The organism is Pseudoalteromonas sp. SR43-7 (genome assembly GCF_014163785.1).
Taxonomy (GTDB): domain Bacteria; phylum Pseudomonadota; class Gammaproteobacteria; order Enterobacterales; family Alteromonadaceae; genus Pseudoalteromonas; species Pseudoalteromonas distincta.
In genome coordinates this window covers 1-22371 of the sequence record NZ_JACJDY010000038.1, presented here as the reverse complement: position 1 = coordinate 22371, position 22371 = coordinate 1, and the positions used below count along the sequence as shown (strand labels likewise).

The 22371-nt window shown below is 39.3% G+C and carries 23 protein-coding genes; 17 read left to right on the top strand and 6 right to left on the bottom strand.

Annotated elements, in window-relative coordinates:
- Window positions 1-926: 926 nt before the first annotated feature.
- The 4 genes from H5087_RS19485 to hslR all read right to left on the bottom strand — a co-directional run bounded on the left by H5087_RS19485 (window position 927) and on the right by hslR (window position 5310).
- The gene (locus tag H5087_RS19485) at window positions 927-2036 is read right to left on the bottom strand and encodes a PepSY domain-containing protein (protein WP_182673086.1); all 1110 of its coding nucleotides are present in this window, start codon (window positions 2034-2036) and stop codon (window positions 927-929) included.
- A gap of 183 nt (window positions 2037-2219) precedes the next feature.
- Complete coding sequence (locus H5087_RS19480; RefSeq protein WP_182673085.1) at window positions 2220-3758, bottom strand: phosphoenolpyruvate carboxykinase; 1539 nt, start codon at window positions 3756-3758, stop codon at window positions 2220-2222.
- A 271-nt stretch (window positions 3759-4029) separates the two neighbouring features.
- The gene (gene hslO / locus H5087_RS19475) at window positions 4030-4875 is read right to left on the bottom strand and encodes an Hsp33 family molecular chaperone HslO (protein WP_002962025.1); all 846 of its coding nucleotides are present in this window, start codon (window positions 4873-4875) and stop codon (window positions 4030-4032) included.
- 12 nt (window positions 4876-4887) lie between these two features.
- The gene (hslR, locus tag H5087_RS19470) at window positions 4888-5310 is read right to left on the bottom strand and encodes a ribosome-associated heat shock protein Hsp15 (RefSeq protein WP_007586590.1); all 423 of its coding nucleotides are present in this window, start codon (window positions 5308-5310) and stop codon (window positions 4888-4890) included.
- A 210-nt stretch (window positions 5311-5520) separates the two neighbouring features.
- On the opposite strand from hslR, the gene gspC reads away from it, so the two are divergent.
- The 13 genes from gspC (at window position 5521) to H5087_RS19405 (ending at window position 17528) form a co-directional block, all read left to right on the top strand.
- Window positions 5521-6462: a type II secretion system protein GspC gene (gene gspC / locus H5087_RS19465; protein WP_182673084.1), complete on the top strand. Its 942-nt coding sequence runs from the start codon at window positions 5521-5523 to the stop codon at window positions 6460-6462.
- A 23-nt stretch (window positions 6463-6485) separates the two neighbouring features.
- Entirely contained in the window at window positions 6486-8549 is a 2064-nt protein-coding gene (gspD, locus tag H5087_RS19460) for a type II secretion system secretin GspD (RefSeq protein ID WP_024596266.1), read from the top strand.
- The gene (gspE, locus tag H5087_RS19455) at window positions 8542-10107 is read left to right on the top strand and encodes a type II secretion system ATPase GspE (protein WP_002962032.1); all 1566 of its coding nucleotides are present in this window, start codon (window positions 8542-8544) and stop codon (window positions 10105-10107) included. Before gspD ends, gspE begins: the two co-directional genes overlap by 8 nt.
- A 2-nt stretch (window positions 10108-10109) precedes the next feature.
- Entirely contained in the window at window positions 10110-11345 is a 1236-nt protein-coding gene (gspF, locus tag H5087_RS19450; protein ID WP_002962033.1) for a type II secretion system inner membrane protein GspF, read from the top strand.
- An 81-nt stretch (window positions 11346-11426) separates the two neighbouring features.
- On the top strand, window positions 11427-11849 hold the full coding sequence (gene gspG / locus H5087_RS19445; RefSeq protein ID WP_002962036.1) for a type II secretion system major pseudopilin GspG: 423 nt from the start codon (window positions 11427-11429) through the stop codon (window positions 11847-11849).
- A 49-nt stretch (window positions 11850-11898) separates the two neighbouring features.
- On the top strand, window positions 11899-12486 hold the full coding sequence (locus H5087_RS19440; RefSeq protein ID WP_039488557.1) for a Tfp pilus assembly protein FimT/FimU: 588 nt from the start codon (window positions 11899-11901) through the stop codon (window positions 12484-12486).
- The gene (gspI, locus tag H5087_RS19435; protein WP_002962039.1) at window positions 12486-12860 is read left to right on the top strand and encodes a type II secretion system minor pseudopilin GspI; all 375 of its coding nucleotides are present in this window, start codon (window positions 12486-12488) and stop codon (window positions 12858-12860) included. The genes H5087_RS19440 and gspI overlap by 1 nt, the downstream gene beginning before the upstream one ends.
- Window positions 12861-13499: a type II secretion system minor pseudopilin GspJ gene (gene gspJ / locus H5087_RS19430; RefSeq protein ID WP_182673083.1), complete on the top strand. Its 639-nt coding sequence runs from the start codon at window positions 12861-12863 to the stop codon at window positions 13497-13499.
- The gene (gene gspK / locus H5087_RS19425) at window positions 13492-14481 is read left to right on the top strand and encodes a type II secretion system minor pseudopilin GspK (protein ID WP_182673082.1); all 990 of its coding nucleotides are present in this window, start codon (window positions 13492-13494) and stop codon (window positions 14479-14481) included. The genes gspJ and gspK overlap by 8 nt, the downstream gene beginning before the upstream one ends.
- Entirely contained in the window at window positions 14478-15686 is a 1209-nt protein-coding gene (gspL, locus tag H5087_RS19420; protein WP_182673081.1) for a type II secretion system protein GspL, read from the top strand. The genes gspK and gspL overlap by 4 nt, the downstream gene beginning before the upstream one ends.
- Complete coding sequence (gspM, locus tag H5087_RS19415; RefSeq protein ID WP_024596393.1) at window positions 15683-16156, top strand: type II secretion system protein GspM; 474 nt, start codon at window positions 15683-15685, stop codon at window positions 16154-16156. Before gspL ends, gspM begins: the two co-directional genes overlap by 4 nt.
- Before the next feature lie 3 nt (window positions 16157-16159).
- The gene (locus H5087_RS19410; protein WP_002962047.1) at window positions 16160-16918 is read left to right on the top strand and encodes a type II secretion system protein N; all 759 of its coding nucleotides are present in this window, start codon (window positions 16160-16162) and stop codon (window positions 16916-16918) included.
- A 22-nt stretch (window positions 16919-16940) separates the two neighbouring features.
- Window positions 16941-17528: a UPF0149 family protein gene (locus H5087_RS19405; protein ID WP_182673080.1), complete on the top strand. Its 588-nt coding sequence runs from the start codon at window positions 16941-16943 to the stop codon at window positions 17526-17528.
- Window positions 17529-17555: 27 nt separating this feature from the next.
- Here H5087_RS19405 and H5087_RS19400 read toward each other — a convergent pair whose 3' ends face one another.
- Complete coding sequence (locus tag H5087_RS19400; protein ID WP_002962050.1) at window positions 17556-17762, bottom strand: hypothetical protein; 207 nt, start codon at window positions 17760-17762, stop codon at window positions 17556-17558.
- On the bottom strand, window positions 17762-18121 hold the full coding sequence (locus H5087_RS19395; protein ID WP_002962051.1) for a hypothetical protein: 360 nt from the start codon (window positions 18119-18121) through the stop codon (window positions 17762-17764). Before H5087_RS19395 ends, H5087_RS19400 begins: the two co-directional genes overlap by 1 nt.
- A gap of 288 nt (window positions 18122-18409) precedes the next feature.
- Here H5087_RS19395 and ccoG point away from each other — a divergent pair, with 288 nt between their 5' ends.
- The 4 genes from ccoG (at window position 18410) to H5087_RS19375 (ending at window position 22214) form a co-directional block, all read left to right on the top strand.
- On the top strand, window positions 18410-19840 hold the full coding sequence (ccoG, locus tag H5087_RS19390) for a cytochrome c oxidase accessory protein CcoG (protein ID WP_002962052.1): 1431 nt from the start codon (window positions 18410-18412) through the stop codon (window positions 19838-19840).
- Between the two features lie 86 nt (window positions 19841-19926).
- A complete protein-coding gene (locus H5087_RS19385; protein WP_024596396.1) occupies window positions 19927-20901 on the top strand; it encodes a serine/threonine protein kinase in 975 nt (324 codons plus the stop codon).
- 34 nt (window positions 20902-20935) lie between these two features.
- The gene (locus tag H5087_RS19380) at window positions 20936-21559 is read left to right on the top strand and encodes a thiol:disulfide interchange protein DsbA/DsbL (RefSeq protein WP_149594832.1); all 624 of its coding nucleotides are present in this window, start codon (window positions 20936-20938) and stop codon (window positions 21557-21559) included.
- 16 nt (window positions 21560-21575) lie between these two features.
- Complete coding sequence (locus H5087_RS19375) at window positions 21576-22214, top strand: thiol:disulfide interchange protein DsbA/DsbL (RefSeq protein ID WP_002962055.1); 639 nt, start codon at window positions 21576-21578, stop codon at window positions 22212-22214.
- Window positions 22215-22371: the final 157 nt, after the last annotated feature.

The following is a 22371-nucleotide window of genomic DNA, read 5'->3' as shown; positions in this document are numbered from 1 at the left end:
ACTCAGTAGTGAAACGAAACAGCGCCGATGATAGTGTAGCATTTGCTATGTGAAAGTAGGACATTACCAGGCTTCAAATTGTAGAGAGCCCGATTCGAAAGAGTCGGGCTTTTTTACGTCTGCAGAAAAGTGAAATGCGCGCAATTAACACACCCACAGCAACACCCATCACGTAGGTCGGGCGAGCGCAGCGACTCCCGACGCTAAAATCACAACAAAATCTCTCAATACCCCAGTCGGCCAATAAAGTAGCATTTGCTACGTGACTTTCTACTGCTGTGGGCACTATGACATCACCAGGTTTTAAATTGTAAAAAGTAAATGCGCGCAATTAATACACACTCACATCAACACCCATCACGTAGGTCGGACGAGCGCAGCGACTCCCGACGTTAGAATCACAACAAAAGCCCTCAATACCCCATTCGGCCAATAAAGTAGCATTTACTACGTGACTCTCCACCGCTGTGGGTATCGTGACATTACGCAGGCTTCACATTGTAAAGAGCCTTGCTTTAACTATTCAGTAGCCTATTAGACATTCCCATTAGGTATATAGCCTATTAGACATTCCCATTAGGTATATAGCCTTATTTACAGACACTAGTAAGCAATTAATTGGGGGGCACTATTGTGCGCTAAGTTTACCTAAGTGATTTACCGCATTACATCTGTAACTAACTGTAGTTTTAGCGCGTGCAGAATAAATACACATACCTGATAATTATACTAATCGGCAATAATACCTAATCAATTTGGTGGATTGAACTTGACGTTAATTGCGTTAGAAATTTCTGATATACGATTGCATGGATACAGAAGGTTGAGCAACTTAGGAGTAATTGGCGAGAACAACGAAATAAAGAAATCTTTGTCCTCAAATAGATCATTTAACTAGGGAGATTGGCGTAAAGTTTATTTTATTTTTATATTCTCTTGGTTCTAACTAACCACCTATATACGCCAATAAAGAACAATGCAGCAGATCCAAAGCCACTCAGCACCCAAATGACTTTTAAAATGTTACCGCCAATGCTGCCGTCATGTAGAGGGTGTATCCAGTTTTTTATTTTACTAGCCGTACTTTGCTTATCTATATTAAACACGCTCTCTAACTTTCCTGTAAGTGCATTAACCTCTATATAGCTATGTGGAAAGCGATACGAAGGATCGTTTACAGTTTGAAATCTTAATCTGTAAATAGCATTTAAGTTTGAGGGTGTTTCAATCCAAGCTAAACGCGTATTCGGTAATGCTTTTTCAGCTATTAATACCGCTTGTGATAAAGGAATATTGGTTTGTTTACTCGGTTGAATTTGTGTTTTTGGTGGAGAGTTTATATCGCTAACTAGAGCGGTTAATATAGGATCTGTTTGTTTTGGAATAGCGAGCATAACACCTGTAACAGTTAAAGCTAGTAGCGGTATGCAGAAGGTTAAACCAATTAGTTTATGCCAGTCGTATAGCAAACCTATTTTAGAGCTACGAGATTTAAATTTTAGTGCCTTTACCCACTGCCCAGGCTTTGGAAACCAAGCAAAGAATCCAGAGATAAGAAGAACTATTGAGGCTATGCCTATATAGCCAACAACGAGAGTGCCCGTTGCTCCTGTTAGTAATGAAAAATGTAAGTTGTACATCCAAGTTACTAAGTATTTTCCCCAATAGTTTTTACGTATTACTTTATCACTACTGCTAGATAGCCATACCATTAAGGGAGCAAAGCCTTGCTCTTTTGTTTCTATTGGATTGTAGTACCGCGCGGGAATTACTGAGTTCACACCTGTGTTTTCTAATCGCCATGGCCCTTGTTTTGTAGGGAAATTTGCTCTTAGCATATTGTATGCTTGATCCCAATTAGGTGGTTTTGTATTAGTGGTAGTGTCATTAATTGGATTTAACAGTGAGTCTATTTGTGGGTAATAAACTAATACGGAGCCAGAAAGGCTAATAATAGTAAGTAAAACACCTACCGATAGACCTAAGTATAAATGTAACCGCCTGAATATTTTTTGCCATGAAAGCTTTAGTGTCATTAATTAAATAGCCGTAATGAGTAATGCAGGTTTATTGGGCATTAAGGAAGGATTAATTACGCGGTATATTATATGTTTTTTTGATATGAGTTGTGCGGCATTTTGTCGCACTTATTAAATTAGGTATTTAGAAAGTAAAACGCCAGCTCTTGGCTGGCGTTAAAATACAAGCTTGAAGCTTATTTAAGCTTTAGGTCCTGCATTTTTTATATCGTCTGATACGTCATACTTAGCAAAGTTTTCAGTGAAGTCTGCGGCAAGTTTTGCTGCATATTCATTGTACTTAGCTTTATCTTCCCACGTATTAATAGGATTAAGTAAGTTAGTATCTACACCTGGAACTGCTACTGGTACATCTAGGTTTAAAACATCAATGTGCTGAGTTTCAACACCCGCTAATTTACCAGATACGATTGCATCAATTACTGCGCGAGTAGTCGGGATATCAAAACGTTTACCTGTGCCGTAAGGGCCGCCAGTCCAACCTGTATTCACAAGGTACACCTTAGCGCCAAACTCGCGTACACGCTTCATAAGAAGCTCAGCGTAAACACCAGCAGGGCGTGGGAAGAATGGTGCGCCAAAACATGTCGAAAATGTTGATTCAATATCGCTAGTTGAACCAATCTCAGTAGAACCAACTTTTGCTGTGTATCCACTTAAAAAGTGAAAAGCAGCAGCTTCTTCGCTAAGAATAGAAACCGGTGGTAATACACCGCTTACATCACAAGTTAAAAATACAACAGCCTTAGGTTCGCCTGCGCGGTTTTCTACTTTACGTTTTTCAACGTGTTCAAGTGGATATGCTGCACGGCTATTTTGAGTAAGGCTAGTATCGTTAAAGTCTGGAACGCCTTTTTCATCTAACACTACATTTTCTAAAATAGTGCCAAAGCGAATAGCATTCCAAATTACAGGTTCATTCTTTTGTGACAGGTCGATACATTTAGCATAACAACCGCCTTCAATATTAAACACGCTTCCAGGTGCCCAGCCGTGCTCGTCATCACCAATTAGAAAGCGAGTAGGGTCTGCTGAAAGTGTTGTTTTACCCGTACCAGATAAACCGAAGAATAATGCTGTATCGCCTGCTTCACCAACATTAGCAGAACAGTGCATTGGTAATACACCTTTTGCTGGTAGTAGGAAGTTTTGTACAGAAAACATCGATTTTTTCATTTCACCGGCGTAACGCATACCTGCTAGTAATACTTTACGCTGTGCAAAGTTGATAATGACGGTGCCATCGCTATTTGTGCCATCACGTTCTGGCTCACATACAAACGAAGGAACGTTCATTACTTGCCATTGTGGTAAGTTTGAGGCGTTATAGTTTTGTGGTTCGATAAACATGTTTTTGGCAAAAATATGGTGCCACGCTGTTTCTGTAGTTACGACTACAGGTAGATAATGCTCAGGGTCAGCGCCAACTTCTAGGTGAGAGGTGAAGTGGTCATTACTTTGAACATGTGCTTCTACGCGAGCCCATAATGCGTCAAATTTTTCTGCATCAAATGGGCGGTTAACGTTGCCCCATTGAATGTCATCTTGAGTTGTTGCTTCTTGAACAATAAAACGATCTTTTGGTGAACGGCCAGTTCGTTTTCCTGTAATTGCAACAAAAGCACCATTTGCGGCTAAAGTACCTTCGCCACGGCGGATCGCATGCTCGACAAGTTCAGCTGCGGTTAAATCGACAAAACGTGTAGCGCCTGTAGTCATGTTTATACCTAACTATAATGTGTGAGAGTTTGAACGGGATAGCTCTGGGGTTATCAGTGCCCTTAAGCTGAAATTATAGTAACAGAAGGTTTTGAGATATTCGAGCCCGTAAAGCCTCTAAAAACACATATATTTGCTAAAAAACATGAATAATTTCAATGATACCGGTGTCAGTAAATTAACAAAATTCATGACACCGGTATCATCTTTTTATAATATAAAACCGCATATTTTGCGGCTTTAATTACTATATATAAATGAAGCTGAACATTTAGTTGAAAATGCTTTTTATGTCTTGTTCGTTAAAAACATACTCTTTTAAACAGTAATGACAGTTAATGTTAACAGTCCCTTTCTCAGCTACATCTTTGAGTAGTTCTTCTTGTCCAATATTAACTAGTGCAGTAATTGTTTTATCACGACTACAACCACATTTGAATTTAATAGCTTGAGGTTCAAATACGCGAGGATTATCTTCGTGATAAAGACGTGTAAGAACTGTGTTCGCATCCAAGTGTAACAACTCTTCATTTTTAATCGTGTTACTTAATGCTTCTAGGTGTGCAAAGTCTTCAATTGATTTTTGTTTATCAACTGGAAGCACTTGTAAAAATAGACCACATGCTTTTGCGCTACCTTCAGTAGTGTCAGTTGCAAACCAAAGGCGTGTTTTTAGTTGCTCAGATTGCTCAAAGTAACTTTCGATACATTCACTAAGAGTATCATGCTCTAGCGGCACTATACCCTGGTAGCGTTCACCTTTTTCAGGAGTAATAGTGATTACCATATAGCCTTGGCCAATAAGCTCTTTTACAGTTGTGCCCGTAATTTCGCTTTGCAGGCGTGCAATACCACGCATATTTTGTTTGTCATCACCATTTATAACAGCATATTTAACTGGGCCATCACCTTGAAGCTGTACAGCAATTTCACCTTCAAACTTTAAGGTAGCAGTAAGTAAACAGGTTGCAACGAGTAACTCACCAAGTAATGCTTTAACAGGGTCGGGGTAATTATGGTCGGCAATCATTTCATTATAAGCACTCTCGATTTGTACGAGTTCGCCACGAACATCTAGTTCGTTGAATAAATAACGGTGAAGTAAATCTTGTTGCATGAGCGGCTATACCTAACTTGATTTCATTTTTAAAAGTTCGCGTCTTTGCTTTTTATCCGGTTTTTTATCCGGATGGGGGGCAAAAAAGCTGTTATTTTTACGTGCGATGCTGTTCTCTTCGCGTTTAGCAATACTGGCATCAGATTCTTGATACATGGTCTGTGCAATGGGGGCGCTTTGGCGTTTTTCAAGCACTGAGAGTATAGTTATCAGCTTTTCATCTACGCCCTGAGCCAGTTTTACTTTTGCGCCAACGTCTACTATTTTACTCGCTTTTGTACGTTGGCCATTATAATGTACTTTGCCGCCTTGCACCATTTCGCGTGCAACTGCACGAGTTTTATAAAATCGCGCAGCCCATAACCATTTATCTAATCGAACTTTTAACCCATCTACAGGGTCTGAGCTGGTATTAGCATTACTTTTTTTACTCATAAGGCATTTCCCCACGTTTTTATAGCTTAAAATTTATCATGAAATCATCGTAGGATGAAGGTATTACAACAGCAGTTTACTTTTTGTACTGTTATGTAAAGTTGATTTAATCTGTTTACAAAGTTTAATATTAGTGTGCTTGTTGAAAGAAAAATGAAAGGGTACTATGGGTACGCGCTAACGCAGTAAATTAAAATAAGAACACTATTTATGGAACAGCAAATCCAACAACTAAAACAATTTTTAACTCGTTTACCGCATGCTAAGTTAAGTGCATTAGTGACACTCTTAGTTGTTGTTTATCTTGCATTTTTATTATCAAAACTTGTTTGGCTTTTGTGGCCAAAACCACCAATAACTCTGCTTACCCCTAGCCATCATGCTAATCAGTCATCTGGTGCGAGTAATAACTCTGCGCAGCATATTGTTGAGCAATTCTTATTTGGTAAAAAAACTGTAACAAACAACAATAATACTGCAAAGCAATCGCAGGTTATAAACAATGCGCCAGAAACACGCTTAAGTATAAATTTAACCGGTATTGTAGCGGTTAATAACGATGATAAAGCAGGTATCGCAATTATTGAATCACAAGGTAAGCAAGTAAGCTATCTTGTTGAAGAAGTTGTATTAGGCACGCGCGCTGAAGTAGCACAAATATTACCTGATCGTGTTATTTTGAATGTTAATGGGCGTTTTGAGACTTTGATGCTTGATGGACTCGATTTTAATAAAACGGTATCTATGCCAGTACTCGCTGCCCGTGATGATGCTGAAATGGGTCCGCAAAAATTAGAGCTAAGTGAACTACAAATAGATGCTACTGCAGATCCAGACGTTAAAGAAGCAATTATAGAAACACGTGAAGACCTGCTCGAAGAGCCAGGCAAATTATTTGACTATATACGTGTTTCACAAGCCATGAATGATGGCGAACTAATCGGATATCGTTTAAGTCCAGGTAAAGAGCCTGAACTATTTAAACAAATGGGATTAAAAAATAACGATTTGGCTATTTCTATAAATGGCTATCAATTAACAGATTTAAAACAGGCTATGTCAGCTATCAACGAGCTGCGTAATAGTACAGATGCCAATATCACTATAGAACGTGATGGTGAACAAATCGATGTGCAATTTAGTCTGCAATAATTTAGCTTTGGAGTTTTAATACAATGGTTCAGGTGCTACACCTCAAAAAAATTAAAAAAGGGTTAGCTAAGTACGCAGCACTTTTTTTGGCGGCAAGTATTTCTTTGTCTGTTTCTGCTGTTGAATATGCTGCTAACTTTAAAGGAACTGATATCAACGAGTTTATTAATATTGTTGGTAAAAACCTTAATAAAACAGTGATTATTGACCCTAACGTGCGCGGCAAAGTAAATGTTCGCAGCTATGAGTTAATGGACGAAGCACTTTATTATCAGTTCTTCTTAAATGTATTGGAAGTTTATGGCTACTCAGCTGTTGAAATGGACAATGGCATAATTAAGATAGAAAAAAGTTCAGACGCCAAAAAATCAAATGTACCACTTATTGACGAAGGTAGTGAAGCTAGCGGCGACATGATGATTACACGTGTTGTACGTGTTAAAAATGTAAGTGTACAAGAGCTTGGCCCTTTGGTTCGTCAATTTAGCGATCAAAAAGATGGTGGCCACGTTGCCAACTTTAATGCGGCTAACGTTATGATGCTAACGGGTCATGCAGCATCGGTTAATCGCTTAGTTGAGATCATTCGCTCTGTTGATCAGGCGGGTGACAAGCGTGTAGACATCGTTAAGCTTAAATATGCGACGGCAGATGATGTTGTCTCTGTGGTAGATAATATTTATAAAGACAGCGGTAAAGGCAGTGTACCTGAATTCTTAATTCCAAAAGTTGTGGCTGATGGCCGAACTAATAGCGTTATTGTAAGTGGAGAAGGCCAAGCACGTACACGTGCTATTGAGCTCATTAAGCGCTTAGATGGTGAGCTAGAAAGCCAAGGCAACACCAAGGTGTTTTACTTAAATTATGCTAAAGCTGAAGATTTGGTCAAAGTATTGCAGGGTGTTAGTAAGTCCCTTGTTGAAGATGCACAAGGCGGTACTACTAAAACTCGTAGCAGAAGCAATAATGAAAGCAGTATAGAGTCTCACCCTGACTCAAACTCATTAATTATTACCGCACAGCCAGACACAATGCGATCACTTGAATCTGTAATTGAACGCCTTGATATTCGCCGTGCCCAAGTACTGGTTGAAGCCATTATTATTGAAGTAATGGAAGGCGACGGGGTTAACTTAGGCCTGCAGTGGATTTCTGAGCAGGGCGGTATGCTGCAGTTTAACAACGGCACTACAGTTCCCGTGGGTTCATTAGCTGTTGCTGCAGAGCAAGCACAAGATACAACCGTAACTAAAACTATCATTGGTACAGAGTCAGGAAACGTGACTAGTTATGACGAAACGACTGAGGGTGACTATGATGCGCTTGCTTCATTGCTAAGTGGCATTAATGGTTTAGCGCTGGGCGTTGTTAAAAATGATTGGGGCGCAATTATTCAGGCTGTTGCCACTGATACAAATTCAAATATTTTGGCTACCCCTTCTATTACTACAATGGATAACGAAGAAGCCTCTATTTTAGTCGGTCAAGAAGTGCCTATTATCACAGGTTCACAAACAGGCAGTAATAATGCTAACCCATTTCAAACAGTTGAGCGTCAAGAAGTCGGTATTAAACTGATAGTTACGCCACAGATTAACGATGGCTCTGCAGTACAACTTACTATTGAGCAAGAAGTATCGAGTGTAAGTGGTGCAACTGCTGTTGATATTTCTGTTAATAAACGTGCAATTAAAACAACGGTTATGGCCGATGATGGCGGTATGGTTGTACTTGGCGGTTTAATTGACGAAGACGTACAAGAAAGTGTTTCTAAGGTACCGTTATTAGGCGATATCCCTATTTTAGGTCACCTGTTTAGATCAACAAATACAACGCGTCGTAAGCGTAATCTTATTGTATTTATTCGCCCAACCATTATTCGTGATGGTGTAAGCATGAATAAGTTAAGCTTTAATAAATATAACTTTATTCGTGGTGAGCAGTTTAAACAAAAAGAAGACGGTATTGAGTTAATGCCAATGACAGATACGCCTATTTTACCTGAGTGGAATGACGAACTAGTACTTCCACCTACGTATGAAGAGTCTCTACGTAAACAAAATGCACAAGAGCGTAAAGATGACTAATGCGATTCAAGAGATAAACCAAGATGTGGTTCATCCTCAAACGCATAATCAGGATGAGCTATTAACGAGTGATGTGTTAGTTGAGTTACCAGCAAAGCGTTTGCCATTTTCCTATGCAAGACGCGCAGGTGTGTTGCTTGGTAAAAACAAAGATCATCGTATAGTTTACTACCGTGGTGAGCTAGATGTGGAGGTACTATTAGAAGTACGCCGTATCGCAGGCCATGGTTTTACTCTTGAGCAATTGGATGATGATAAATTTGAGCTATTGCTTGAAGCGTCATACCAACGTGATAGCTCTGAAACACAACAAATGATGGAAGATATTGGCAACGAGGTTGATTTATTCTCGCTTGCTGATGAGCTCCCGCAAACTGAAGATTTACTTGCTGGTGACGATGATGCGCCAATCATCAAGCTTATTAATGCCATGCTAAGTGAAGCGATTAAAGAAGGGGCTTCTGATATTCATATCGAAACCTTCGAGCAAGAGCTTGTTATTCGCTTTAGGGTCGATGGCGTGCTTAAAGAAGTGCTTAAGCCTAATCGTAAACTTGCATCGTTACTTGTATCTCGTATTAAAGTAATGGCTAAGCTTGATATAGCTGAAAAACGTATTCCACAAGATGGTCGTATTAGTTTACGTATTGCTGGGCGTGCAGTTGATGTGCGTGTATCTACAATGCCATCGAGCTTTGGTGAGCGCGTAGTACTGCGTTTACTTGACAAAAACAACGCGCGATTAAACCTTGAAGATTTAGGTATGACCGCAGAAAATCGCGCATTGTTTTCAGATTTAATTAGTAAACCCCACGGTATTATTTTGGTAACAGGGCCAACGGGCTCTGGTAAAAGTACCACTTTATACGCTGGTATGAGCCAAATTAACTCACGCGATCGTAATATTCTTACCGTTGAAGATCCGATAGAGTACGAAATTCCAGGCATTGGGCAAACACAAGTTAATGCAAAAGTTGATATGACATTTGCACGTGGTTTACGTGCAATATTACGTCAAGATCCCGATGTAGTAATGGTGGGTGAAATACGCGACCTTGAAACTGCGCAAATTGGTGTTCAAGCGTCACTTACCGGTCACCTTGTTATGTCTACTTTGCATACAAATACCGCATCGGGTGCAATTACACGTATGGAAGATATGGGTGTTGAACCCTTTTTACTTTCATCGTCGTTACTCGGTGTGTTATCGCAACGCTTAGTACGTACGTTATGTAATACCTGTAAAGAAGGTCACACGGCTGATGAGCATGAATGCCAGCTGTTAGGGGTTCCTTTTGAAAGCCAACCGACAATCTATCGAGCGGTGGGGTGTGAAGAGTGTAACTTTAATGGTTACCGTGGTCGTACAGGTATTCATGAGTTACTTGTAGTTGATGAAACCATACGCGAAATGATTCACAACGGTAAAGGCGAGCAAAGCGTAGAAAAATACATTCGTAAGCGCAGCCCAAGTATTCGCCAAGATGGGTGTAGCCGTGTACTGGCAGGCAAAACAACGCTTGAAGAAGTATTGCGTGTTACCCGTGAGGAAGGTTAACTATGGCGGCGTTTGAATATCGTGCCTTAGATGGCCGAGGTAAAGAAAAAAAAGGCATTTTAGAAGCCGATACAGCTAAACAAATCCGCCAAACTTTACGTGATCAAAAACTAACGCCGCTTGAAGTTGTTCCTGCGGCGCAAAGTGATAAACAGGTCAAAGGCGAAAAAGCCCCTTTACTCGGTGGCTTTTTTAAGCCGACAATTTCAACCTCAGACTTAGCATTAATTACAAGGCAATTAGCAACACTTATTCAATCGGCACTTCCTGTTGAAGGCGCTGTTATGGCAGTTGCTGAGCAATGCGAAAAGCCGCGTTTAAAGCGGATGCTTATGTCGGTACGCTCAAAAGTAGTTGAAGGTTACACCCTTGCCGATGGTCTTAGTGAGTTTCCTCATGTTTTTGACGATTTATATCGTGCAATGGTAGCCGCAGGCGAAAAGTCGGGTCACCTTGACCAAGTACTTAATCGTTTAGCCGACTATACCGAGCAGCGCCAACATATGCGTAGCCAAATAACTCAGGCTATGGTTTACCCTATTATATTAGTGGTATTTGCAATTGGTATTGTGTCGGTATTACTGGGCACCGTAGTACCAAAAATATTAAAAACGTTTGAAAAAACGAAACAAGTACTTCCTTGGACAACCGAATGGGTTATGGCAGGCAGCCATTTTGTGCAAAATTATTGGTTTATTAGTTTAATAGCTATTACAGCTATAGCCATTGGTATTAAGCATGCACTTAAGCAGCCTAAAATACGTTTTTGGTGGGATGACCGAGTGCTACATATGCCAGGTATAGGTAAAGTGGCTCGTGGTATTAATACCGCACGTTTTGCGCGTACTTTAAGTATTTTATCCTCAAGCTCAGTACCATTACTTGAAGGAATGCGTATCTCGGGCGGCGTATTAATTAACGAAAAAATTAAAAAAGCGGTTGCAGATGCATCCGACAGAGTGAGTGAGGGTGCAAGCTTAAGAGCTGCACTTCAGCAAACTAAGTTGTTTCCACCAATGATGCTGCATATGATAGCAAGTGGTGAAAAATCAGGTGAACTAGAGCAAATGTTAGAGCGTGCTGCAAATAACCAAGATCGCGAATTTGAGAGCATGGTTAATGTATCGCTTAAACTACTAGAGCCTGCGATGATCGCCTCAATGGCGGTTATTGTATTATTTATAGTAATGGCAATATTGCAGCCAATAATGGCGATGAATAAAGCTGTTGGACTTTAAGTTAGAATAAATTTTTAAATATATTAATGGTTTTACCTAAACCATTTTTACTTAATGTTTTTAGAATAATGAGGTAATTACGTGAATAAACAATCAGGTTTTTCTTTACTAGAAGTGATGGTGGTACTGGTTATCATCGGGATGATTATGTCAATTGTTGCACCTAACATTATGGGTCAGCAAGAAGAGGCTGCTATTGATAAAGCACATCTAGATATCCAGCAATTAGAAGATGCAATGAGCTTATACAAGCTTAAAAATAAGAGCTACCCAAGCACAGAGCAAGGTCTTGAAGCGCTAGTTACCCAAACAAGCATTGAACCGGTTCCAAAACGTTTCCCTGATGGTGGCTTTATTAATGAATTACCAGAAGATCCTTGGGGTAATACTTATCAGTTAATTAGCCCAGGTGAAATTGGCAAGTTTGATATTTTTTCTATGGGCCCAGACGGTGAAGCAGGTACTGATGACGATATCGGTAACTGGGACGAAGAAAAACAATAATGCCTAAGTACACCGTTCTGTATGAACATGTTAATGCTAGAGGCTTGCTATGAAAGCAAGCCTTAAGCAGCGCCATGCAAAAAGCAGAGGCTTTAGTTTAATAGAAATTTTAGTGGTATTAGTGATCATCGCTTTTGCCACCAAAATGGTGGTATATAGCTTAGAAGGCGGTGCTGAGGAGGAGTTAGATACTCAAGCACTAAGGCTGCATACCACCATTAATATGGCATCGGAATTTGCCATTTTAAACCAAGTTGAATTGGGCTTATTAGTAGAAGAAAATACATTAGAGTATTTAGTTTTCGATGGTGAAAAGTGGATTACTTTTGACCGTGAAGATCTTTTTAAACCAATAGAATTAGACGAAAGATTAAAGCTCACTCTTAACTTAGAAGATTTAGCGTGGGCGCAAGATAACCTCTTAGAGCAATCTAACTGGCGCGAGCTTATGAGTGGCGGCGATGAAGACAGCTTGCTTGAGCTAAAAAAGTTAAAAATCCCACAAGTACTTATTTTATCATCAGGTGAGGTAAGCGCGTTTCAACTTATATTAGAGTTAAAAGAGCAAAGCGAACCTGTGTATTACATTGAAGGTGAATTTACTGCACCAGTAAACTTTCGCCGAGAGCCAGAATAATGAAGCGCACTAAAGGGTTTACCTTATTAGAGGTGTTAGTGGCATTAAGTATTTGTGCCATGGCGGGTATAGCTGCAATGCAAGCAACAAGCGAGCATATACACCATTTAACGACTATTGAAGAGCAAACCTATGCATCTTGGGTCGCCGAAAACGTTATTATTGAACAGCGTACTAAAGGCGAACAATGGCAAGGTAAAAATAACCTTAAAGGCAGCGAAGTAATGGGCGGTGTTGAATGGTTTTGGCAGCAAGAAGTTACAGCGACTGCTGACAAAAGCTTTGTAAAACTAACCATAAATGTTTTTACGGATGAAAAATATGAGCATTCAGCATATGAGTTATCAACGTATTTAAATAAAGGCAAAAAGTAAGTGAAGCAGCGCGGGTTTACATTACTTGAAGTTATGGTTGCACTGGGTATTTTAGCTTTTGTTATTATTGCTACGCATCAAATACTCGAGACGACAACAAGAGCAAAAGATGCCTCCGATGAAAAGATTGCTGAGCTAAATGGATTGCAAACAACATTTAGATTAATGGATCAAGATTTTAGCCAAATGACCAAACGCGCAGTTCGCAATGAGTCTGGCGATGTTCAGCAGCAATATTTACTTGCTGGTCGTTACGTTTTAGAAAGCCAATACGATGGTATCGCGTTTGTACGAGATGGCTGGATAAATCCAATTAACTTATTGCCACGTTCAGAACTACAAGCTGTTGGTTATAGAGTGATTGATGATAACCTTGAGCGTGTTTATCGGGTTTATGTTGATCAGCTTGATAATATGGAGCCGCGAGTTCAACGTGTGCTAGAGAATGTTGAAGAACTTAAGTTTGAGTTTTTAGATGATAAAAACGAATGGCAAGAACAGTGGGAAATTAAAGCCCTCCCTAAAGCGGTTGCTGTTACGTTGCAACAAATAGAAGCAGAGCCAATTCGTCGTGTATTTTTAGTTCCTGGGCAAGGCAAAGTTGTTGCTACACAAACTACGGATGTGAATAATGGTTAAGCAGCAATCATCGCGCGGCGCAGCACTTGTTATTGTTTTATTTATTGTGGCGTTAGCGGCTATTTTAGCAGTAGAAATGAGTGCTAATTTAATGGTTCAAGTGCAAAAAAGTACAAACTTGCAAGGTCACCAACAAGCTAAATGGTACGCCTACGGTGCAGAAGAGCTTGCTATTAAAGGGCTAATACAAAGTAAAAAAGATGATGCCGATAAAACAACACTCGATCAAGTGTGGGCAACTCAAGGAGATGCTTCATACCCTGTTGATAACGGCACGTTAAGTGGCAAAATTACAGATTTACAAGCATGTTTAAATTTAAATGCTTTAGCCATAGCGCCAGAAGAAAATAGCGCAAGTAAAACAAACCCTGCACACAAAGCGCTCTTTGCATTACTTGAAAACATTGAAGATTTACCTGCTGACGAATCAGAGGAGACGATGGCAGATAGTGTATTTGATTGGCTTGATGAGAACAGTATTACGTATCGCTCAGGTGCAGAAGAAGACGAGTACTTATCACGAGATTTTCCGTATATGACAGCCAATAGTTTATTTGCCTCAACATCGGAGCTGCGTTTAGTTAAGGGCTTTAATCCATTAGTGATGGAAAAAGTATTGCCATATGTATGTGTAATACCAGGCAGTACGCTTTTATCTATTAACGTAAATACATTATTGCCAGAGCAAGCGCTCATACTCAGTGCCTTGATAGAAAGCTTAAGCTTATCTGGCGCAGAAGCGGTGTTAGGCGCAAGACCGCAAATTGGCTTTGACACCATCGATGAATTTTTTGAACAGGTGAAGCAGCAAGGCGGTACTAATACTGACTCAATAAAAAGTCTATTTAGTATTAAAAGCGAATATTTTAAATTACAAACGCAGGCAAACTTTGTCGACCTGCGTTTTTCGATGACCACATTACTGCACGCTAAAGACGGCGACGTAACGATACTGGCGCGAAAATTTGGAGGCGTACAGTGACAGAAATACTGTTGATCCGCACGGGTCAAACTGAACAAGAATTACTTAACTGGTTAATTTACTCACCACAAGAACAAGAAATAATAGCCAGTGGTGAGTTACCAAATGCAGAGCATTTAAGTGAGCTAAGCGAAAAAGCACTTACCCGAGAAGTTGTCGTGTTATTACCCAGTGACCAAGTGCAATTAAAAACGGTCGCTTTGCCAACAAAATGGAATCGCAAGCTTGAGCAAGCATTGCCATACATGCTTGAAGAAGATATAGCATGTGACGTAGATAAACTGTTTATAGCTGTAGCGCAGCCGACAATGCTTGGTGAGCAACATGCAATTCGTGTAGCAATGACAGACCGTGAATGGTTTGAACAATGGCTTGCATTATTTGCTGAGCATAATCTATCAGTATACAGAATATTACCCGATGCTTTGTTGTTACCGCTTGCAGATGATGGTGCCGTAACTGCTATTGAGCTCAACAACCAATGGTTGTTTAAGCAAGGGCAATGGCATATTAGTGCGGTTGAATCTAGTTGGTTGAATGGCTATTTATCAGCCATGGGTAACCCCGACATTAAACATTTTAGCCCTGCTAATCAGTTTCCTGAAAGCGTTAACTTACAAGCCCAAATAAGCGATTACGATTTACCTCTAGCGTTATTTGCAAAACAGTTAGATAGCGTTAATTTTAACTTACGCCAAGGTATGTATCAGCTTAAAAAACAAAGCGCTTTGTGGTGGGGTTACTGGAAAGGCGCCGCAATTATAGCAAGTGTTGCATTGGTTTCTACAATTACAATAAAAGCTATTGAGTTACACCAACTTAATACACAAGTAGAAGTAGCTAAAGCTCAAGTAGTCGACAGATATCAAAAAGCATTTCCGGGAACTAAAGTTCGCCCTAATCTAATTAAAAGCCAAATTAAAGGCGCGTTAGATAAAATACAAGGCTCAAGTGAATCCGGCTTTTTAGATTTAACGACTAATTTGGTTGATGTATTTTCGCAAGTCAGCGAATTTACACCTGAAACACTTCGTTATGACAAACGTCGTAATGAGCTGCGAATTCGTGCACGGGCTAAAGACTTCCAAACTTTTGGTAAAGTAAAAATCATACTTGAAAAGCAAGGTTTAACTGTTGAGCAAGGGTCTTTAAATAATGACGGTGATTATGTCGTAGGCGAAATTAAACTGCGAGGTGCAGTATGAAAAAGCAGTTAATGAAACAGTGGCGTTCGCTTAAAGAGCAAGAACAACAATTGGTAATGGTCGCTGGTGGCGTGTTTATTATTTTTGTTTTAGTAATGGGAATATTTAGGCCATTAAATAACGCGATAGAAAAAGCACAGCAATCTCAAATTAAACAACAAGAGCTATTAGCTTGGGTTGATGACAGTATTGTTAAGCTAAAGGCTGCAGGCAACACCAGTGTTGCTAGCAATACAAACTTAAGCCAAGTGGTAAACTCTACTCGTGGACGCTATAAGATCAATATTAGTAAAATGCAGCCCAGTAGTGATTCTCTTCGTTTAACGCTCGACTCAGTAGAGTTTAATCAGTTAATAGAATGGCTAGATGAGCTAGTAAATCAGCATGGTTTAAAAATTGAAAATTTAGATTTAAGTCGCGATGATAAATCAGGCTATGTGCGCGTAAGCCGTTTAGTATTAGAGAATTAATTAATGAAAAAAATAATAACGTTATCGGCTGTCTTTTTAATTAGTTTTATTGTGTTTTGTATTATTAAATTACCAGCACATATTGCACTAGATATAGCAAAGCCGTATTTTCCAAAGCAATTAGAAGTTGGGCAAACTGTAGGCACTGTTTGGCAAGGTCAAATGATGCAAGTTCGTTTTGATGGTGAGCAGTTAAATAATGTGCGTTGGGATATTGCAGGCTGGAAATTATTTACAGGCAAACTAAATGCGAACATAAAATTTGGTAATCCACGAGAACGCAGTGATATTTCGGGTTACGCAGATGTAAGTTATGGGTTTTTTAATAAAAAAGTAATAGTGACTGACGCCCTAGTACGCTCCACCGTAGAGCGTGCAATGCAACGTGTGCAACTTCCTCTGCCTGTTACCGCTAAAGGGCGTGTGATTTTAGAACTTGATGAATACAGCTCAGGCGCACCTTATTGTGATTCACTAAAAGGTGAAATAGCGAGCCCTAATATTGATGTTCAAGGTTTAAATGGATGGTTTAATATTGGACCTCTAGCTGGTAAGTTAAGCTGTAAGTCGGGTGATGTTGCTATATTAATTGACCCAGATAATACGCTTGGCCTTGAGGCAGATGCTACACTTAAAGCTAATTTCGACTTTAGAGTGGCAGGTTATGTAAAACCAGATGCCAGCTTACCTAAAGATGTACATGATGCGGTTAAGTTTTTAGGCCGACCAGATAACCAAGGTCGCTACCCGCTCAACTTTTAATGTTTTAATATAAAGAGTTTTAATGCAAATACCCCAATTTACTGAGTTGCACGCAAAGCAGCTCAGCTCATTTTTAAATACCCAATCTCAAGCAATGACCCTTGTACAAAGCCAAGGCTATTTATTTGGTGTAATTTGTTCGCCCAACCCATTAGATGTACATGAGTGGCTTGAGCAGATATTGCCAAACACAGCTAATGATTTAGATGAAGAAATGCTTTTTTTGTTTATGGCGCTTTATCACAAAATTAGTGAGCAGGTGTTCGAAACTGGATATAAATTACCAGACACATTTGATGCTGAATTTTGTAAGTCGTGGAGTAAAGGCTTCTTAGTTGGAACGAAAGCGTATGCAGAACCTTTGTTAAATGCACCGCAATTAGACGTTGATTTTAAACAAGCACTAGAAAGTGCGTTAAGCACACTAAGCTTTTTTGCACTCGACCAGCTAGCAATAGCTCAGATTGCCAAACAAAATAACATGACAATAGAAGCTTTGTGTCAGTATCAGTATGAATCTATGGGTGACTTTGCATTAGGGTTTGCTGAACTAATTGAAGTGGTCGCAATTAATAGCGGCTTGATAACCGACGAGAGTTGGGAAGAGTAATTATTAATACTAGGCGCTTAGTTTAATCTAAGTGCCTAGCTCTAATATAATATCCGTACAGCCTTGTTTGCACTTTACTATGCCTTTACCAGGCTCGCTGGTGGCTAAATCAAGTGTTAAAACCCCATTACACTTCTCACACTTTAATGTTTTGCCTTGCGCTAATTGCTTGAGCATATTGCGCTGCTTATGAAATGAGTCGCTTGCTTTTTTATTTAATCCTGAAAAATCCACTACTTTGCTCGCTTTTGTTCTAATGCTTCAGTCACTATTTTACATACCGTATTTAAACGGTCGTCATAAAAATAAAGGTTTAAGTCACGCTCACGACAATAGCGTAGGTGAAATAACTGAACAGAGTCATCTGTTGTAAACGTTTTTTCTACATACTCACCTTCAGATTCAGATAGTTTAAGTTGACTGCTGATCCTATTTTTCGCCATATTTGCAGCGGGGCTTCTGTTGACCTTGCTTGCATCACTTAAAAAGCCAATGCCTTCACCTAGTAACCTTTCGCGAGGTTCTTTTATAAGTGGGTGATCGATTGTAAAAAAGGCAAGGATCACAACTACCAAAATAATAAATTTTTTCATGGATACGTAAACCTTGATCTAAGTAGGGTTGAATTACCATGCAGTGTAATAAACTGCATTTTAAAAGCAAGTAACTGGGATGAATAAATTATTAGCAATCTATGCCAGTAATTTTAACCAACATTGTTATAATGGTTAACAGCAGTCAGATATTTCTGAAATATCTGAAAGTATTCGAGAAGGCAATTTATTAAAGTAAATATGCCTAGCAAGTAACTTGCTAACTTTAAGTATAGAGTACTTGAGTATTGCTGGATTTTTATTTCCAAGCGGCGTTGAGGAACTTCGATGGACAAGCAAATTAAAGTAAAGAATATCCCTGTAGAGGTGAAAATCCAAAAACCGGATTTAAGCCGTCAAGATGATAGGTTCAATCCCCGAAATCGTATTTATGTGCGTGCTGTAAAAGGTCTACATCAATTACTTAGACAGCGCATTGGCTTTTTAGGCCTGCTTGCGTTTATGTTACTACCTTGGATTAATTTTAATGGCCAGCAAGCTGTGCTGTTTGATCTAATTGGTCAAAAATACAATATTTTTGGTTTAACGCTATGGCCTCAAGATTTTACTATATTAGCGTTTATCTTTATGTTGGCAGCATTTGCGTTGTTTTTAGTGACCACCTTCTATGGACGGGTGTGGTGTGGCTATACATGTCCGCAAACTGTTTGGACTTTTATTTTTATTTGGTTCGAAGAAAAGCTTGAAGGCACGGCTAATCAACGTAAAAAACTCGATCAACGACCCATGAATTTTGATAAGTTTTGGCGTAAGACGGCAAAGCATACTAGTTGGGTATTGTTTTCGTTGTATACCGCAATTTCTTTTGTGGGTTATTTTACGCCAATAAGGGAGTTACTCCCTGACTTTGTAACGTTTGATGTAGGCGGTTATGCACTAGTCAGTATTATTTTCTTTGCAGCGTGTACTTATGGTAATGCCGGTTGGATGCGAGAAATTATGTGTTTACACATCTGTCCTTACTCTCGTTTTCAATCAGCTATGTTTGATAAAGATACATACACCGTAACGTACGACGAAAGCCGAGGTGAAAGCCGTGGTCCTCGTTCACGTAAAGTAGACCATAAAGATTTAGAACTAGGCGACTGTATAGACTGTAACTTGTGCGTTCAAGTGTGCCCAACAGGTATTGATATTAGAAATGGGCTACAAGCTGAGTGTATCAACTGTGGTGCATGTATTGATGCGTGTGATGGCGTAATGGATAAAATGGAATACCCGCGTGGGCTTATTTCATATACGACAGAGCGAAATCTCGAAACCCCAGAAAATAAAACAAATCCACTGCGAGCTAAAATTATTGGTTACACGGTCATACTTGTTGTGCTTACGGGAGCGCTTGTCGCTAATATAGCACTGCGTAAAACAATGGACTTTGATATTATTCGTGACCGAAACCAATTATATCGTGTCGATTTTGATGGTTTAGTAGAGAACACCTATACATTAAAGGTAATTAATAAAGCGCAGTACGAGCAAACCTTTAATATTAAAGTACAAGGGTTAGATAACTTTAAGTATATTGGTAAGCAGTCATTTACTGTGCAGGCAGGGGAATCTCATAACGTACCATTGTCACTTGTAATGGACCCTTATGATTTGAAGGCGCCGATGACTGAGTTTAACTTTGTGCTTTCACCGGTAGATGAGCCGGATGAGACAATATCGCAGTCGAGTAACTTTTTTAAAGCGCGATAATCGCAACTTACCTTAAATTAGGTAAGTTGATATAGCAATTAACAAAAGCGGGTATATAACCCGCTTTTATTTTATATAAGAAGAGTATGAGTAAATTTAGTTTTATTGACTTAACACCTGATCTAATACTCGATGCAATAGAAAGCGTAGGTGTGTACGCCGAATCTGGTTTATTAGCGCTCAATAGCTATGAAAACAGAGTGTACCAATTTAAAGCGGATGATGGCCTGCGTTACGTAGTGAAGTTTTATCGTCCAGAGCGATGGAGTAAAGAGCAAATTCAAGAAGAGCATGACTTTGCATTTGAACTAGCGGATGCAGAAGTACCCGTTGTTGCCCCTATTTTATATAATGGGCAAAGCTTGTTTGAACACGAAGGGTATTTGTTTGTGTTGTTTCCAAGTGTAGGCGGGCGTTTATTTGAGGTTGATAATTTAGATCAGCTTGATGTAATGGGGCGATTAATTGGCCGAATGCACCAAGTAGCTAAAACAAAACCTTTTACTTATAGGCCAACAGTTACCTGCGAGGAGTATTTGCATACAGCCAAAGTTCATCTTCAAAAAAGTAACTTAGTGCCCATGGGAATAAATACTGCCTTTTATACTATTTTAGATTTAGTGATAGAGCAGGCGCAAAAACAGTATAAAGATGTGCAAAGTATTCGCTTACATGGTGACTGCCACGTTGGTAATATTTTATGGGCAGGTGATGCGCTAATGTTTGTTGATTTAGATGACAGCCGCCAAGGTCCTGCAATCCAAGATTTATGGATGATGCTCAGTGGCGATAGAGCGACGCAACTGTTACAGTTAGACACCCTTGTAAATGCGTATGAAGAGTTTTGTGATTTTGATCACTCTCAACTCAAATTAATTGAACCGCTGCGAGCAATGCGTATTATTCATTATATGGGATGGGTAGCTAAACGATGGAGTGATCCTGCTTTTGTGCGGAACTTTACATGGTTTGCTGATGACAAATACTGGGAGCAACAAATTTTAGCACTGAAAGAGCAACTTGCAGCATTGCAAGAAGCACCGTTAAAGTTATTGCCGTAATATTTTATTTAAAGACAAGTACAACGAGATACAAATGCTTAAAAAATTAAAACTGAGTTTATTACTTTTATGTTTACCATTTGCAGCACTTGCTGCACAGTTTGAAGTTGATAATCAATACACTGTTATAGATGTAGACAAAAGCAAGTCACCGCAAGTAACCGAGTTTTTCTCATTTTACTGTCCACATTGCTTTAAGTTTGAACCAGTAGCAAAAGCAATTGAAAAAGGCTTGCCAGAAGGCGCTGAGTTTATTAAAAACCACGTGAACTTTTTAGGTGGCGTGTCGCCACAAGCACAAAGTAATTTAAGCTTTGCCTACTTAATTGCTAAGCAGCATGGTCAGGCTCAAAGTATTAGCGATCAAATTTTTAAAAGTATCCATGTTCAACGTGCACCATTAACTGAAATGAAAGACGTTAAAAAATTACTTGAAGTAAACGGTATTGATAGCGCAACGTTTGATCAAGAGATTGCAAGCATGCCTGTTATTTCAGCTGAGCAAGCAATGCAAGACAAACAAAATAAATATTCAAAATTAGGCGCACTTACAGGTGTACCTACTTTTATTGTTAACGATAAATATAAAATAAACCTCAACACCATCAAAAATCAAAAAGAACTTGATGAGTTAGTAGCGTTTTTATTAGCACTATAAATTTCGGAGTATAATAATGATTAAATTGGTTAAAGCAGGTTTGCTTGCAATATTACTGCCTATGGCAGCAACAAGTTTTGCAGCAACGTATGAAGAAGGCGTGCATTACGACGTAGTTTCTGAGCGTGCAACTAAAAAGCCAGAGGTTAAAGAGTTCTTCTCATTTTACTGCCCTGCATGTAATAACATGGAAGCACTAATTGGTGAGTTTAAGCCTAAGCTTGATAAAAACGTTAAATTTAAAAAGAGCCATGTTGATTTTGTAGGTGTACGTGACCCAGAAAACCAACAGATGATGAGCCAAGCACTGGCGACAGCTGAAGTGCTTCCACAAAAAGATCAGATTATTTCTGCAATCTTTAATCATATCCATACAAAGCGCGCTAAATTTAATGAGCTTGCAGATGTAAAAGATATATTTGTAGCGCAGGGCGTTGATGGTGATAAGTTTGATAAGCTGTTTAAAAGCTTCTCGGTACGTACGCTGAGCTCTAAAATGAAACGCGATCAAGACTACTTTAAAGAAAAAGGCGCACTACGTGGCGTACCTACCTTTATTGTAAATGGTAAGTACAAATTAAACCTAGGTCGTGAGTCGGGTATTACTAAACCTGAAGACATTAGCAAATTAATAAATTACTTAGCTAACAAGTAAGTTTAGCTAAAACAAAAAAAAGCTCCTTAAGGATAATGCCAGTCAGTTAAGCTGACTGGCATCTTTCTTTTTATGGGGATACTTAGATGGTTTTGGCTTAACCCATCGGGGATATCTTCTATCCTCTCGTCTAGCTGGAAGCTTAAATAAGAGCAGT